Consider the following 14124-nt stretch of genomic DNA (forward strand, 5'->3'; position numbering starts at 1 on the left):
CGGCGCCCCCTAGGCTGGCGCCCATGGCCGACACCGCCGACCCCACCGCTCGCGCCCACGACGCCGCCGCCGAGCTCGCCCGCCGCACCGGCACCGACACCCACGACGTGGCGGTGGTCCTGGGCTCCGGCTGGCGCCCGGCCGCCGACGTGCTCGGCACCCCCGACGCCGAGGTCCCGATGGCCGAGCTGCCCGGCTTCGTCGCGCCGTCCGCGGTCGGCCACGGCGGCACCGCCCGCTCGCTGCGCATCGGTGACACCCGGGTGCTGGTCCTGCTCGGGCGCACCCACCTCTACGAGGGCCACGGGATGGACCCGGTCGCGCACGGCGTCCGCACCGCCGCGGCGGCCGGTGTCCGCACGGTCGTGCTGACCAACGCGGCGGGCGGCATCACCGAGGGCCTGTCGGTCGGGCAGCCGGTGCTGATCGCCGACCACCTCAACCTCCTCGCCCGCTCGCCGCTGCAGGGCGCGCACTTCGTCGACCTCACCGACGCCTACTCCCCCCGGCTGCGCGCCGCCGCCCGCGAGCTGGACCCGTCGCTGGTCGAGGGCGTCTACGCCGGGCTGCCCGGCCCGCACTTCGAGACCCCGGCCGAGATCCGGATGCTGCGCACGCTGGGCGCGGACCTGGTCGGCATGTCCACCGTCGCCGAGACGATCGCCGCCCGCGCCGCCGGCCTGGAGGTCGCCGGGATCTCGCTGGTCACCAACCTGGCCGCGGGCCTGTCCGGGCAGCCGCTGAACCACCAGGAGGTCCTCGACGCCGGCGCCGCCGCTGCGACCCGGATGGGCTCGCTGCTGCGCGACCTCGTCGGCCGCGTCTGATGGTGCTCCCGGGACCGCTGCGCGACGCGGCGCTGCGCTGGATCGCCGACGACCCCGACCCGGCCACCCGCACGGAGCTGCAGCGCGTCCTGGCCACCGCGATGGCCGGGGGCGACGGCGCCAGGGAGGCGGTCGACGACCTGGCCGACCGGCTGTCCGGGCCGCTGCGCTTCGGCACCGCCGGGCTGCGCGGGCCGGTGCGGGCCGGGCCGTCGGGGATGAACGTCGCCGTCGTGACCCGGGCGACCGCAGGGCTCGCCGCCCACCTGGCCCGGACCGCGGGCACCGGCCGGGTCGTCGTCGGCCGGGACGCCCGGCACGGGTCCGCCGCGTTCGCCGAGGCCACCGCCCGCGTGCTGACCGGCGCCGGGTTCACCGTGACCCTGCTGGACGGCCCCGTCCCCACCCCGCTGGTGGCGTTCGCGGTGCGGCACCTCGGCGCGGTCGCCGGGATCGCCGTGACCGCCTCGCACAACCCGCCCGCGGACAACGGCTACAAGGTCTACCTCGCCGACGGCGCGCAGCTCGTGGGCCCCGACGACGCCGCCATCGAGGAGGCGATCACCGCCGCACCGCCCGCGGTGTCGGTCCCGCTCGGTCCGCTGCCGGACCCGGCGGAGGTCACCGGCGCCTACCTCGACCGGATCGCGACGCTGCCGGCGAACACCGGGTCGCCCGCGCCGCGGATCGCGCTCACCCCGATGCACGGGGTCGGCGGCGCGACCGCGGTCGCCGCGCTCGCCAGGGCCGGGGTGCACGACGTCGCCGTCGTCGCGAGCCAGGCCGTGCCCGACCCCGACTTCCCGACGGTCGCCTTCCCGAACCCGGAGGAGCCCGGCGCCACCGACGCGCTGCTCGCGCTGGCCGCCGAGAGCGGCGCGGACCTCGCCGTCGCGCTGGACCCGGACGCGGACCGGTGCGCGCTCGGCGTCGCCTTCGGTGACGGCTGGCGGATGCTGTCCGGCGACGAGACCGGCGTGCTGCTCGGCGACCACCTGCTGCGGACCGGGACCACGCCGGACCCGCTGGTCGCGACGACCGTGGTGTCGTCGTCGATGCTCGCCCGCATCGCCCGGGCCCGCGGGGCCCGGTTCGCCGAGACCCTCACCGGCTTCAAGTGGATCGTGCGGGCCGGTGCCGGGCTGGTCTTCGGCTACGAGGAGGCGATCGGGCTCTGCGTCGACCCCGACGGCGTCCGGGACAAGGACGGCATCTCCGCCGCCGTCGTCGCCGCGGACCTGGTGCGCGGGCTCGCCGCGGCCGGGTCGTCGGTGCCACGGCGGCTCGACGAGCTGGCCGCGGAGTTCGGCGTGCACGCCACCCGGGGCGTCTCGATCCGGATGGCCCCCGCCGAGCGCGACGCCGCCGTCGCCCGGCTGCGCGCCGCGCCCCCGGCCGGTTGGGAGGCCGACCGCCCGGCCCCCGACGTGCTGCGGCTGCGCCGCCCCGGGACCCGGGTGGTGATCCGCCCGTCGGGGACCGAGCCGAAGCTCAAGGCCTACCTGGAGGTCGCCCTGGACCCCACCGGCGACGTGGCCGCGGTGCCGGCGTCGCGGGCCGTCGCCGCGGAGCGCCTGGCCGCGGTGCGCGCCGAGGTCGACGGGATGCTCGCCGAATGAGCGCCCGCCTGCTCCTGGTCCACCACACCCCGTCCCCCGCGACCGCGGAGCTGCTCGCCGAGGTCCGCGCGGGAGCGGCCGACCCGGACATCACCGGGGTCGAGGTCGTCGCACGCGCCGCCCTGGCCGCGACGGCGAGCGACCTGCTCGCCGCCGACGCCGTCGTCCTCGGGACGCCGGCGAACATCGGCTACATGTCCGGCGCGCTCAAGCACTTCCTCGACCAGGTCTTCTACGTCTGCGCCGACGACACCCGCGGCCTGCCCTACGGGCTGTGGGTGCACGGCGGCTCGGACACCTCGGGTGCGACCCGCTCGGTGACGACGATCGCCGAGGCGATGGGCTGGACCGCGGCGGCCGTGCCGGTCGAGGTCGCCGGCCCCCCGGACGCCGCCGCCCGGGCCGCGTGCCGCGAGCTGGGCGCCGTCGTGGCCGCGACCGTCATGCCGGAGGACTGACCTCGGTCACCGGCGCCCGGTGGCGGGCCGGACCCCGAGGTGCGCCTCGATCCGGTCGGCCCACATCGACGCGATCGTGCGGTAGGCGTCCGGTCCGGCGTGCAGGCCGTCCGCGGTCCGCCCGGCGGGGAACAGGGCGGCGGTGTCCACGAACTCCACCGAGTGGCCCGCCGCCCGGTGCGCCGCGGCGACGCGGGGCAGGTACTCGGCCAGCCGCGCCCGCTCGGCCCGCTGCTTCGGCAGCGGTGCCCACACCCCGGCCATGATCACGTGGGTGTGCGGTGCGGCCGCGAACACGCGGTCCAGCAACCGGTCCAGGCTCGCCGCCGTCGCCCGTGCGCCGGCCCCCTGCAGCAGGTCGTTGGTGCCGGCGTGCAGCAGCACGACGTCCGGCTGCGCGGCCAGCACCCAGCCACCCGTCATCGGCACCATCCGGGCCGCCGTCCAGCCGGAGCGGCCCTCGTGGTCGGTGTCGGGCAGCGCGTCCGGGCCGGAGCTGCGGGAGCCGACGTAGTCGACGCGGACGCCGTCGGCAGCGAGGCGCTGCCACAGCGGGAGGCGGTAGCCGGCCGTCGCCGGACTCCCCACCCCGACCGTCGACGACGCGCCCAGCGGCATCACCCGCACCACCCCGGGATCGTCGACGGCGGCGGGCACCTCGACGTCCTCCGGCCGGTCCGCCGCGGGCAGCGCGGACAGCGCGACCGCCACCACCGCCGCCACGACCCCGGTGAGGACGCGCCGGGAGGGCCTCACGGCCGGCTCAGACCGCGCCGAACTGGCGGTCCCCGGCGTCGCCGAGGCCGGGGACGATGAACGCGGAGTCGTTGAGCCGTTCGTCGATGCTGGCGGTCACCATCCGGACCGGCAGCCCGGACGCGCGCAGCCGCTCCACCCCCTCCGGCGCGGACAGCGCGCAGAGGATCGTCACGTCGTCGGCGCCGCGGCGGGTCAGGAGCTCCACGGTGTGCACCATCGAACCGCCGGTGGCCAGCATCGGGTCGAGCACGAACACCGGCCGGCCGACGAGGCTGTCGGGGAGCGACTCCATGTAGGGCACCGGCTGGTGGGTCGTCTCGTCGCGGGCCATGCCGACGAAGCCCATCTGCGAGTCCGGGATCAGGTTCAGCGCGGCCTCGGCCATCCCCAGCCCGGCCCGCAGCACCGGGACCAGCACCGGCGGGACGGCGAGCCGGTGGCCGACCGTCCGCGAGACCGGGGTGTGGATCCGGTCCTCGGTGAGCGGCGCCGCGCGGGTGGCCTCGTAGACCAGCATCAGGGTGAGCTCGCGCAACGCCGCCCGGAAGGTGGCGTTGTCGGTGCGGGCGTCCCGCATGGTGCTGAGCCGGGCCCGCACGAGCGGGTGGTCGACGACGATCGTGTCCACGGGCGCACAGCCTACGGCGGTCCGGCCCCCGGGAGATCCCCCGTGCGGAGGCGCCCGGCCCACCGATCCGGTGCCGTCACCCGCTGCGGGCGGACCCCGCCCGCCGGGACGCGCCGCGCATCCTGCGACGATGCCGTCCCGTGACCGGAAGGACACCGGGACGTCATCCACGAACGTTGACACTGGTTCGTGTCACGGTTCACGAAGCGTGAGAAGCAGCCGCTCACCGACGAGTGACGCCAGAACCGGCCGGATGCACCCTCTCGTCCTGCCGGGTGAGGCCGGGGACACCCTCGCAGACCTTGCGTGACAGCCGATCTCCGCACCGACCCGTGATCACCAACGGTGTCCGGCCGAGCACGTCTCGTTCCCCGGATCGCGTGACCGACCGCGAGGAGTGCCACGATCAGCACACGCGGTCGCCGATCTCGCGATTCACCTGACCCGAACGGGTGGTATGGCCGAAACGGTGTCACATCGAGGGCACCGCCGACGCTGTACTAGACAACAAGGAGGTGATCCGATGCCGGAGAACACGACTTCCGAGGAGCAGACGTTGATCGCTGCTGCCGAGAAGCTCACGCAGTGCGACGGATACGTCGTTCTGGCGGTGGACCCGCAGACCGGGGAGGTGGACGCACACGGCCCGTTCGACGGGATGACGGCGACCATCAAGGCCGATCAGCTGCGCCGCGACTTCGACCGGGGTGGACTCGAGGACGTGTCCATCGGAGTGGTCCGACTGCACTCCCAGGCCTGACCCCGCAGGACCGTGATCCGCCGGGCCGGCGACACCCGAGGTGGTGGGACCGGCCGGCGGAAGGACGCGACGATAGGCTCGCCCCGTGGCAAGCGACATCGTCCCGATCCGGCTCGCTCTCACCCGGGGCGACGTGGTCACCCTGTGGGCTCCCCCCTGGCGCGAGGACGGCGAGGAGTGGGAAGCCTTCCTCGGCGACGACGAGCACGTGTTCGTCTTCGACGAGGTGGCCGGTCTCGCCGCGTTCGTCCGGACCGCGCCCGAGCACGACCTGGTCGACCACCCCGCGTGGTCCGCGGTCCCCGGTCTCGCGGTCGCCGAGCTGACCCCCGACGCCGTGCACCGGTACGACCTGGTGGGTCTGCCGGAGCTGGCCGCCGCCGACCCCGACGCGGCGACCGTGCAGGAGCTGCACGAGACCGTCTCGATCGTCCGGTCGCTGGCCGACGTCTGCGACCTCACCGACGTGATCGCCGCGCTCGACGGCGAGCCCACGTTCGCGCTGCTGCGCGAGGGCGAGCAGGCCTTCGCCGGGCGTGACGGGGCCCGGCGCTGGACCGCGCTGTCCGAGGCGATCGCGACGCACTGGGACGGGATCGTGGACGCCGTCGACGACCTCGTCGCCACTCCGGAGATCGACGCCGGCGCGCTGGACAAGGCGCGGGCCGAGGAGCAGGAGCTCCGCGACCGCCTCGCCGAGCAGCCCCTCGACGACGACGAGGCCCTCGAGGCCGCCGCGCTCGCCGCGGGCACCGACGACGCCGACGCCGCCGAGGACGAGCCGACCGGCTTCTGGGCCGAGGTCGGCATCGACCCGATCCGCATCGAGATCGGCGACCGCTCCGTGGTCAGCCTGCGCTGCTACCTCGACGACAAGCCGGTCTTCCTCGGCTCCGACGGCCGGATCGACGTGTTCGACTCCGAGCGCGCGCTGTTCCGGGCGCTGGCCGACCGGGAGCACCCCGCCGTCACCGGGACCGACCTGACCGCGGCCGTCACCTTCGCCGAGGTGCTCGACGCGGCCGCCGTCGGCGAGCTCGACGGCGGCGTCGAGGACATGAACACCTACGTGCTGACCGGGATCGGCCAGGACCTCGCCGACGGCGTGCTCGACCTCGACCCGGTCCAGCTCGACCTGGCCACGGAGCTGCTGACCGACGTCGGCGAGTGGGCCGGGGACCCCGAGCCCGCCGAGGCCCTCGCCGAGTCCAGCAGCCTCGGCTGGCTCGTGTCGTTCGTCGTGCGGCCGGACCCGACCCGGATGGCACCCAGCCCGCCGTTCACCCAGGAGGCGCAGGCCTGGGGCGAGCTCGTCGCCGGGCTCGAGGCCCGGCTGCGGGAGCACTAACGGGACAGGGCGTCGTACCCGGGCTTGATGACGTCCTCGATCAGCGCCAGCCGCTCGTCGAAGCCGATGAACGCCGACTTCATCGCGTTGACGGTGAACCAGCGCAGGGTGTCCCAGCCGTAGCCGAAGGTCTCGGCCAGGTCGTACATCTCGCTGGTCATCGTGCAGCCCGACATCAGCCGGTTGTCGGTGTTGACCGTGACCCGGAACCGCAGCGCGGTGAGCAGCCCGATCGGGTGCTCGGCCAGCGACGTCGCGGCCCCGGTGTGGACGTTCGACGTCGGGCACATCTCCAGCGGGATCCGGCTGTCGCGGACCCAGGCGGCCAGCCGGCCCAGGCGCGGCGGCTCGCCCTCGCGGACCTCGATGTCGTCGACGATCCGCACGCCGTGGCCGAGGCGGTCGGCGCCGCACCACTGGATCGCCTCCCAGATCGACGGCAGCCCGAACGCCTCACCGGCGTGGATGGTCACGTGCGCGTTCTGCTGGCGGACGTACTCGAAGGCGTCGAGATGGCGGGTGGGTGGGAAGCCCTTCTCGGCGCCGGCGATGTCGAAGCCGACGACGCCGGCGTCGCGGTGCCGAACCGCCAGCTCCGCGATCTCCCGCGACCGCGCGGCGTGCCGCATCGCGGTGAGCAGGGTGCCGATCCGGATGGTGTTGCCGGCCGCCGCGGCGCGGGCGGTGCCGATCCGGAACCCGTCGAGGACGGCGGCGATGACGGTGTCGAGGTCCAGGCCGCCCTCGACGTGCAGCTCGGGGGCGAAGCGGACCTCGGCGTAGACGACGCCGTCGGCGGCCAGGTCCTCGGCGGCCTCGGCCGCCACCCGGGTCAGTGCCTCGCGGGTCTGGAGCACCGCGACGGTGTGCCCGAAGGTCTCGAGGTAGCGGACCAGCGAGCCGGAGTGGGCGGCGCCGAGGAACCAGGCCGCGAGCTCGCCGGGGTCGGTGGTGGGGAGCTTGTCGTAGCCGTACTCGCGGGCCAGGTCGATGACGGTCCCGACGCGCAGGCCGCCGTCGAGATGGTCGTGCAGGAGCACCTTGGGAGCGCGGCGGACGGTGTCGGGGGTGACCGGGGCGGGACCGGTGGGATCTGCCACTCGCGCACCGTACCGAGCGGCGTGGCGCGCGACGACCGGCGCCCGGACCTGCCATGATCGGCACTCGATCCGGGCGCGGAGACATGCCCCGGACGGCTCAACACAACACCGTCCGTCGACCCTCGTCCGGCGGTCGCTACCCTCTGGGCACTCCCCACTTGGCTCAGAGGAAGCGCAGCAGGTGCCATGAGCGACACTTCGAACCTCTCGTTCGACCGGATGCGCGGCATGCTCATGCGGGCGGCCGAGATCCGTGACAGCGAACAGCAGCAGATCTTCGACTCCCTCGACGAGATCCACGCCCGGCTGGCGGCCCTGGACGCCATCGGCACCGTGCGCAAGAAACTCACCGAGCTCCCCGACCGGACCGAGCTGAACGTCCTGGCCGAGCGCCTCGACGAGACGGTCTCCAAGCTCGACAACACCGAGATCGTGCTCGGCGCGATCACCCGGGCCATCGAGTCCCTGCCGGACAAGCTGGCCAAGCCGATCGCCCAGCTCGACGGGCGGCTGGACGGCATGGGTGGGCGCCTCGAGGGCGTCTCGGGCCGGATGGACGGCCTGGACGACCGCCTGGGCGGCCTGCACAAGCGCCTCGACGACCTCGACAACCGGCTCGACCGGCACGAGATGCGGCTCGACGCGATGCCCAACGCCGTCGCCTCCCCGATCAAGGAGCGCATCGACGGCGTCGAGCGTCAGGTGCGCGAGCAGCTCGACGCGGCCGTGCACTCCTTCGAGGAGACCGGCGAGGGCCTGCGCAACCTGCTGGGCGACACCTCGGTGGGCCTGCACCGCCGCCTGGAGGACCTGGCCCAGCGCCCGGCCGTCGACCCGACCCCCGCGTTCGACGCCCTCACCGAGCGGCTGGAGGCCCTCTCCGCCCGTCTGGAGGAGGTCGGCACGCGGCTCGACTCGGTCGAGTCCGGGCTGGACGGCAAGCTGACCGACCTGGACGGGTCGGTCAAGGAGCGGGTCGGCAAGCTCGGCGGGTCCCTCAAGGACCGCCTGGGCGAGCTCGACGGCTCGGTCACCGAGCGGCTGACGTCGCTGTCGGAGGCCGTGGACGGCCGGTTCGACGCGCTCGGCGAGAGCGTCGACGGGAAGCTCGACAAGCTCACCGGCGACGTCGACACCCGCCTCGACAAGCTGACCGGGGAGGTCGACACCCGCCTGGAGAAGCTGACGGGCGACGTCTCCACGCTCTCCGCCGGCGTCGACGACCGGCTGGCCGGCATCGACACGGTGCTGCGCGACCGGCCGGACACCGGCGCGGTCACCGACCTGGTCACCAAGGCCAACGCCGAGTCCGAGCGCCGCAACGCCAGCCAGCTCGACGAGGCCATGGCGACCTTCGCGGAGCTGATCATGGGCCGGGGTGGGCAGTACGCCCAGCAGGCCCCGCCGCCCCCGCCCCGCCCGGCCCAGCGCCGTGGGCGAGCGAAGGTCGCGGTGAAGAGCCAGAACGGTGCCTCCGCCGCCGACCTGGTCGGCGACGACCCGGACGACTGAGCCCGCGCGCCGTCCGCGCGCACGACGACCACGGCGACGCCGCGTCCCGCTCCGGGGCGCGGCGTCGCCGCGTCCGGCCCCGGCATCCCCGCCGGGCTCTTCTCTGTCCCCCGGCCTGGATCTCGGCCCCGCCCGGCACCCGGCCCCGCGCCACGGCCGTAGGCGCACCGGAGGGACGCGGCGGGGGACGTACTGGAGAGGACGCGCCGGGGACATGCCCGGGACACGCGCGCCGGGGACGAGGGCGCGCCGGGGAACGGGTGCCGCCCCGGGTCAGCGGCGGGCGAAGCGCCGGAAGACGGCGTCGAGTTCCCGGACCCTCAGCACCCGCATCGCGACCACGGCCAGGGGCAGGGCGATCAGCGTGCCCCCGACCAGCAGCGTCCAGGCCCGGGCGACGTCCGGCCAGTCCGCGAGCGCCGGGTCCACGAGCCGGGTGATCCCCCAGGCGACGACGGCCGCGGCGGCCGAGGCGAGGGCCACCCTCGCCAGGCAGACCAGCACCTCACCGGAGCGGGCCCGGCCGAGGCGACGACGCAGCAGCCACTGCCCGAGCGCGGCACCGCCGACGAACGAGAGCCCGTTCGCCGCGGCGAGGCCGAGCACGACCTGCTCCGGCGGGAGCAGCAGCGGGCACGCCAGCAGCAGCGGGATCTTGACCCCGACCATGCCGACCTGGATCAGGGTCGGGGTGCGGGAGTCGGTCATCGCGTAGAACACGCGCATCTGCAGCATGGTGACCGCGTAGGGCAGGAGCCCGAACGCCGACCATGCGACGGCCTGGCCGAGGCGTTCCGCCCCGGCCCCGCTGCCCGCGCCGACGGAGAACAGCGCGGTGCCCAGGGCCGGGCCGAACGCCGTCATGACGGCCGCGATCGGCACGAGCCCGACGGTGGACAGGCGGGCGCCGAGCGAGAGATCGGTGACGACCTGGTCGACGTCGCCCTTCGCCGCGGCCCGGCTCATCCGCGGCATGAGCGCGGTCAGCAGCGACACGCCGAGCACGCCGTAGGGGACCTGGAGCAGCAGCCACGCGTTCATGTAGGTCGCGACCGACCCCTCGGACGCCGAGGCGGCGACCCGGGTGGTCACGATGTAGCCGGCCTGCCCGACCAGCACGTAGGCGACGATCCACAGGGCCATCCCGCCGGCCAGCGACAACCGCGGGTCCCAGCCCCACACCGGGCGGTAGCGGAACCCGATGCTGCGCATGAAGGGGATCAGGACCAGCGCCTGCACGACGATGCCGAGCGTCGTCCCGATGCCCAGCACCAGCAGCTTCGGGTCGCCCATCCGGACCGGGTCGACCGAGATCTCCCCCGGCACGAGGACGTAGACCACGAGCACGCCCAGCATGACGACGTTGTTGAGCACCGGCGCCCAGGCGAACGGCCCGAACACCTGCTTCGAGTTGAGGACCGCGCCGAGCAGCGCACCGATGCCGTAGAAGAAGATCTGCGGCAACAGCAACCAGGCGAACGCCGTGGCCAGCGCCGGGTTGGCCTGCCCGTTGTCCCCCGAACCGAGGTAGAGCCTGGTCAGCAGCGGGGCGGCGGCCATCGCGATCAGGGTCGCGACCAGCAACGCCGCCCCGACGACGGTCAGCAGCCGCCGGGTGAACCGTTCGCCGCCGTCGGCGTCCTCGGACTGGGCGCGGACCAGCACCGGGATCATCACGCTGGTCAGGACCCCGCCGAGCAGCAGCTCGTAGACGATGTTCGGCAGCGTGTTCGAGATCGTGTAGGAGTCGTTGACGACCGCGAAGCCCAACACCGCGACCAGCGCGAGGTTCCGGACGAAGCCGGTGATCCTGCTGACCAGGCTCGCGATCGCGATCATGCCGGAGGAGCGGACGAGCGACCCGGTGCGCTCCGTCCCGCCGGACGGCGTCGAGGCGGCGGAGCCGTCCGCGGATGTCCCCGGGACCGGTGCCCCGCCCCCGGGGGCGTCCCCGGTCGACGCGGTGCCGTTCGACGACGTTCCCGGGCCCACGGCGGCGCCGTTCAGGGGCGCCGGGGGCCGGCCACCCGTCGGTCCGGCAGGAGAGCTCGGGTCGGCGACCGGTCCCAGTGGGGTCGTCGGCTCCCCCGGGTCGGGGACCCGGCCGGATCCGAGCGGACGGGTCACCTCGGCGGCGCCCTCGGGAGGCGTCCGCGGGGTCCGTCGGGGGTCCGCGCCCATCACCGGTCGGGGCAGCGGCTCGTGCCGTACCACCGCGGGGTGGGGCGCCCGCTCCGCCGCTCGTCGGTCCTCACGCATCGTGGTCCATCGTGCCGGATCGGAATCGTCGTGCCGACGCCCGCCCGGTCCCGTGCCGTCCTGCGCCGTCCTGTGCCGTCCCGTCCTGGGCCGTCGTGTGCCGTCGTGTGCCGTCCTGGGCCGTCACCCACCGGTGGGCGCACCCGCCCGGCGGCACGGCGCAGCCGCGGGCGTGTCGCGGCCCACGCGAGGCGGCCGGAGGCGGGCCGGGGCCGCACCGTGCGTCGCCGCGACGCAGGATGGCCCGGTGACCACTCCCGCACCCGCCGCCCCCGTCCGTGTCGAGCGCGACGGCGACGTCGCCGTCGTCCTCGACCGTCCGCCGCTCAACCTCTTCGACGAGTCCGTCTTCGCCGGGTTCGAGCGGGCCGTGGCCGAGCTGGTCGCGCTGACCGCGCCCGGCCGCGCCGACCGCGCCCGCGCCGTGCTCCTGGAGGCCCGCGGCCGCGTGGTGTCGGCCGGGGTGCAGGTGGAGACGTTCCGCGACATCGCCGAGGGCCCCGACCCGGTCGGGGAGGGCACCGCGCTGTGGGCCCGGCTGATCCGGCTCGCCCAGACCCTGGAGGACCTGCCCGTACCGACGGTGTTCGCCGCGCACGGCCTGACCCTGACCGCCGCCTTCGAGCTGGCCCTGGCCTGCGACCTGATCGTCGCCGCCGAGCAGGCGTCGTTCGGGCTGGTCGAGATCGTCGTCGGGCTCACGCCCTCGATGGGCGGCCCGCAGCGGCTCGCCGAGCGCGCCGGCCCCACCCGGGCGAAGGAGCTGGTGTTCGGCGGTGAGCGGTATCCGGCCGCTCGGCTGGAGCAGTGGGGCGTGGTCAACCGGGTGCTGCCCGACGAGGGGTTCGCCGAGGCCGCCCGGGAGTACGCGCGTCGTCTCGCCGCGGGCCCGACGGTCGCGCACGCCGCCACCAAGCAGCTCGTGTCGACCGCGGTGCGCGACGGCGTCCGCGCAGCCGACGCGGTACTGCCCCAGGTCTCCGGGCCGCTGTTCGCGAGCGAGGACCTGCGCGGTGCGGTGGCCTCGTTCCTCGCCGACGGTCCCGGACGGGCGACCTACCGGGGTCGGTGACGCCCGCCCGGGAGACCCGGCCGCCGTCCGGGGACCGCACGACGCCCGGCCGGGCGGGTCAGCCGCCCCGGCGGACGTCCAGCACCAGGTCCCGCTCCGGCGGCGGGTCCGCGGTGATCAGCAGCGCCGCGCCGGCGAGCAGCCGCCGGGCCGCCGGGAGCCGGTCGGCGTCGTCGGTGTGCAGCTCGGCCAGCGGTGTCCCGGCGCGGACCTCGTCGCCGGGGCCGACCAGCAGCCGGACCCCGGCCCCGGCCTGCACCGGGTCCTCCTTGCGGGCGCGCCCGGCCCCGAGCTTCCAGGCCGCGGTGCCCACGGCGAGCGCGTCGGCACCGGTGAAGGTGCCGGACCGCTCGGCGACGACCGTCTCGACGTGCGCGGCCACCGGCAGCGGCGCGGACGGGTCACCGCCCTGCGCGGCGATCATCCGCTCCCACACGTCGTGGGCGGCGCCCGAGGCGAGCACCGCGGCCGGGTCCGCGTCGGGCAGACCGGCGAGGGCGAGCATCTCGGTGGCCAGCGCGACGGTGAGCGACACGAGGTCGGCGGGCCCCCCGCCACGCAGCACCTCGACCGACTCGGCGACCTCCAGGGCGTTGCCCACGCAGCGGCCCAGCGGGCGGGACATGTCGGTGAGCAGCGCGGTGGTCGGCAGGCCGTGGGCGGCGCCGATCGCGGTCATCGTGTCGGCGAGCTCCCCGGCGCGCGGCAGGGTCTTCATGAACGCCCCGGACCCGACCTTCACGTCGAGGACCAGCCCGCCGGTGCCCTCGGCGAGCTTCTTGCTCATGATCGAGCTGGCGATCAGCGGGACGGACTCGACGGTGCCGGTGACGTCGCGCAGCGCGTAGAGCCGCCGGTCGGCGGGGGCGAGCGTCGGCGTCGTCGCGCAGACGACCGCGCCGACCTCGCGGAGCTGCTCGGCGATCTCGTCGGTGGTCAGCGACGCGCGCCAGCCGGGGATGGCCTCCAGCTTGTCCAGGGTGCCGCCGGTGTGGCCGAGCCCGCGCCCGGACAGCTGCGGCACCGCGGCCCCGCAGGCCGCGACGAGCGGCGCCAGCGGCAGCGTGATCTTGTCGCCGACGCCACCGGTGGAGTGCTTGTCGACCAGCGGGCGTCCGACGTCGCCGAAGTCGAGGACCTCACCGGAGTCGATCATCGCCTGGGCCCAGTGCGCGATCTCGCCGGGCTCCATGCCGTTGAGCAGGATCGCCATGGCCAGCGCGGCCATCTGCTCGTCGGCGACCTCACCGCGGGTGTAGGCGTCGACCACCCAGTCGATCTGGGCCTTCGACAGCGTGCGGCAGTCGCGCTTGGCGGCGATGACCTCGACCGCGGAGAAGCTCACGGCAGGTCCTCCGGGCCGAACGCGTCGGGCAGCACCTCGGTGAACGGCAGCACCCCGCGCGGGGTGTCGCAGAGCAGGGTGGCGCCGCCGAACTCGTGGAGCACCTGGCGGCAGCGGCCGCAGGGCATGAGCAGGTCGCCGTCGCCGGAGCGGCAGGCGACCGCGAGCAGCCGCCCGCCGCCGGACAGGCGCAGCTGCCCGGCGAGGGTCACCTCGGCGCAGACGCCGAGGCCGTAGGAGGCGTTCTCGACGTTGCAGCCGGTGACGACCCGCCCGTCGTCGACGAGCGCGGCCGCGCCGACGTGCAGCCGGGAGTAGGGCGCGTAGGCCCAGGCCGCGGCCTGCACCGCGGCGGCCCGCAGGGCGTCCCAGTCCGGGACGGGCGCGTCGGGCCGCATCATGTCCGCGCCCGCTCCGGACGGTCCCCCACCTGCCAT

13 protein-coding genes are annotated in these 14124 nt (G+C 75.3%); 7 read left to right on the top strand and 6 right to left on the bottom strand.

What is annotated here, in order from left to right; all coding sequences use genetic code 11:
- The first annotated feature begins 23 nt into the window (after positions 1-23).
- Genes Ae331Ps2_RS05585 through Ae331Ps2_RS05595 form a run of 3 tightly spaced genes read left to right on the top strand, consistent with a single transcriptional unit; the run spans position 24 to position 2904 of the window.
- Positions 24-827: a purine-nucleoside phosphorylase gene (locus Ae331Ps2_RS05585; protein ID WP_075310278.1), complete on the top strand. Its 804-nt coding sequence runs from the start codon at positions 24-26 to the stop codon at positions 825-827.
- Complete coding sequence (locus Ae331Ps2_RS05590) at positions 827-2446, top strand: phospho-sugar mutase (protein ID WP_075310276.1); 1620 nt, start codon at positions 827-829, stop codon at positions 2444-2446. Before Ae331Ps2_RS05585 ends, Ae331Ps2_RS05590 begins: the two co-directional genes overlap by 1 nt.
- On the top strand, positions 2443-2904 hold the full coding sequence (locus Ae331Ps2_RS05595; RefSeq protein ID WP_075310274.1) for a flavodoxin family protein: 462 nt from the start codon (positions 2443-2445) through the stop codon (positions 2902-2904). Before Ae331Ps2_RS05590 ends, Ae331Ps2_RS05595 begins: the two co-directional genes overlap by 4 nt.
- 6 nt (positions 2905-2910) lie before the next feature.
- Here the strand turns inward: Ae331Ps2_RS05595 and Ae331Ps2_RS05600 are convergent, their stop codons facing one another.
- Positions 2911-3660 (bottom strand): GDSL-type esterase/lipase family protein, encoded by a 750-nt coding sequence (locus Ae331Ps2_RS05600; RefSeq protein WP_075310272.1) that lies wholly within the window; start codon positions 3658-3660, stop codon positions 2911-2913.
- 7 nt (positions 3661-3667) lie between these two features.
- Positions 3668-4291, bottom strand: a complete 624-nt coding sequence (gene upp / locus Ae331Ps2_RS05605) for a uracil phosphoribosyltransferase (protein ID WP_020625437.1) — start codon at positions 4289-4291, stop codon at positions 3668-3670.
- A 523-nt stretch (positions 4292-4814) separates the two neighbouring features.
- Between upp and Ae331Ps2_RS05610 the strand changes: the two genes are divergently transcribed.
- Together Ae331Ps2_RS05610 and Ae331Ps2_RS05615 are read left to right on the top strand one after the other, a co-directional pair.
- Positions 4815-5051 (top strand): hypothetical protein, encoded by a 237-nt coding sequence (locus Ae331Ps2_RS05610; protein WP_010230125.1) that lies wholly within the window; start codon positions 4815-4817, stop codon positions 5049-5051.
- An 85-nt stretch (positions 5052-5136) separates the two neighbouring features.
- Positions 5137-6399 carry a primosomal protein gene (locus Ae331Ps2_RS05615; RefSeq protein ID WP_075310270.1) on the top strand — a complete coding sequence of 421 codons (1263 nt, stop codon included), beginning with the start codon at positions 5137-5139 and terminating at the stop codon, positions 6397-6399.
- Here Ae331Ps2_RS05615 and Ae331Ps2_RS05620 read toward each other — a convergent pair.
- Positions 6396-7499 (bottom strand): adenosine deaminase, encoded by a 1104-nt coding sequence (locus Ae331Ps2_RS05620; RefSeq protein WP_020625439.1) that lies wholly within the window; start codon positions 7497-7499, stop codon positions 6396-6398. The genes Ae331Ps2_RS05615 and Ae331Ps2_RS05620 overlap by 4 nt on opposite strands.
- Positions 7500-7685: 186 nt before the next feature.
- Between Ae331Ps2_RS05620 and Ae331Ps2_RS05625 the strand changes: the two genes are divergently transcribed.
- A complete protein-coding gene (locus Ae331Ps2_RS05625) occupies positions 7686-9011 on the top strand; it encodes a hypothetical protein (RefSeq protein WP_075310268.1) in 1326 nt (441 codons plus the stop codon).
- A 273-nt stretch (positions 9012-9284) separates the two neighbouring features.
- On the opposite strand, the gene murJ is transcribed toward Ae331Ps2_RS05625, so the two are convergent.
- Complete coding sequence (gene murJ / locus Ae331Ps2_RS05630) at positions 9285-11270, bottom strand: murein biosynthesis integral membrane protein MurJ (RefSeq protein ID WP_075329697.1); 1986 nt, start codon at positions 11268-11270, stop codon at positions 9285-9287.
- A 247-nt stretch (positions 11271-11517) separates the two neighbouring features.
- On the opposite strand from murJ, the gene Ae331Ps2_RS05635 reads away from it, so the two are divergent.
- The gene (locus tag Ae331Ps2_RS05635; protein WP_075310264.1) at positions 11518-12342 is read left to right on the top strand and encodes an enoyl-CoA hydratase/isomerase family protein; all 825 of its coding nucleotides are present in this window, start codon (positions 11518-11520) and stop codon (positions 12340-12342) included.
- 58 nt (positions 12343-12400) lie between these two features.
- On the opposite strand, the gene Ae331Ps2_RS05640 is transcribed toward Ae331Ps2_RS05635, so the two are convergent.
- Both Ae331Ps2_RS05640 and Ae331Ps2_RS05645 read right to left on the bottom strand, forming a co-directional pair.
- Positions 12401-13687: a thymidine phosphorylase gene (locus Ae331Ps2_RS05640; RefSeq protein WP_075310262.1), complete on the bottom strand. Its 1287-nt coding sequence runs from the start codon at positions 13685-13687 to the stop codon at positions 12401-12403.
- Positions 13684-14085 (bottom strand): cytidine deaminase, encoded by a 402-nt coding sequence (locus Ae331Ps2_RS05645; protein ID WP_060714343.1) that lies wholly within the window; start codon positions 14083-14085, stop codon positions 13684-13686. The genes Ae331Ps2_RS05640 and Ae331Ps2_RS05645 overlap by 4 nt, the downstream gene beginning before the upstream one ends.
- Between the last annotated feature and the right edge of the window lie 39 nt (positions 14086-14124).

Source organism: Pseudonocardia sp. Ae331_Ps2, from assembly GCF_001932405.1.
Taxonomy (GTDB): domain Bacteria; phylum Actinomycetota; class Actinomycetes; order Mycobacteriales; family Pseudonocardiaceae; genus Pseudonocardia.

Bases quoted from the DNA above. Each gene is read 5' to 3' on its own strand.
- Ae331Ps2_RS05625 (WP_075310268.1), top strand. From the start codon at position 7,686: ATGAGCGACACTTCGAACCTCTCGTTCGACCGGATGCGCGGCATGCTC.
- Ae331Ps2_RS05595 (WP_075310274.1), top strand. From the start codon at position 2,443: ATGAGCGCCCGCCTGCTCCTGGTCCACCACACCCCGTCCCCCGCGACC.
- murJ (WP_075329697.1), bottom strand. From the start codon at position 11,270: ATGCGTGAGGACCGACGAGCGGCGGAGCGGGCGCCCCACCCCGCGGTG.
- Ae331Ps2_RS05590 (WP_075310276.1), top strand. From the start codon at position 827: ATGGTGCTCCCGGGACCGCTGCGCGACGCGGCGCTGCGCTGGATCGCC.
- Ae331Ps2_RS05585 (WP_075310278.1), top strand. From the start codon at position 24: ATGGCCGACACCGCCGACCCCACCGCTCGCGCCCACGACGCCGCCGCC.
- Ae331Ps2_RS05610 (WP_010230125.1), top strand. From the start codon at position 4,815: ATGCCGGAGAACACGACTTCCGAGGAGCAGACGTTGATCGCTGCTGCC.
- Ae331Ps2_RS05645 (WP_060714343.1), bottom strand. From the start codon at position 14,085: ATGCGGCCCGACGCGCCCGTCCCGGACTGGGACGCCCTGCGGGCCGCC.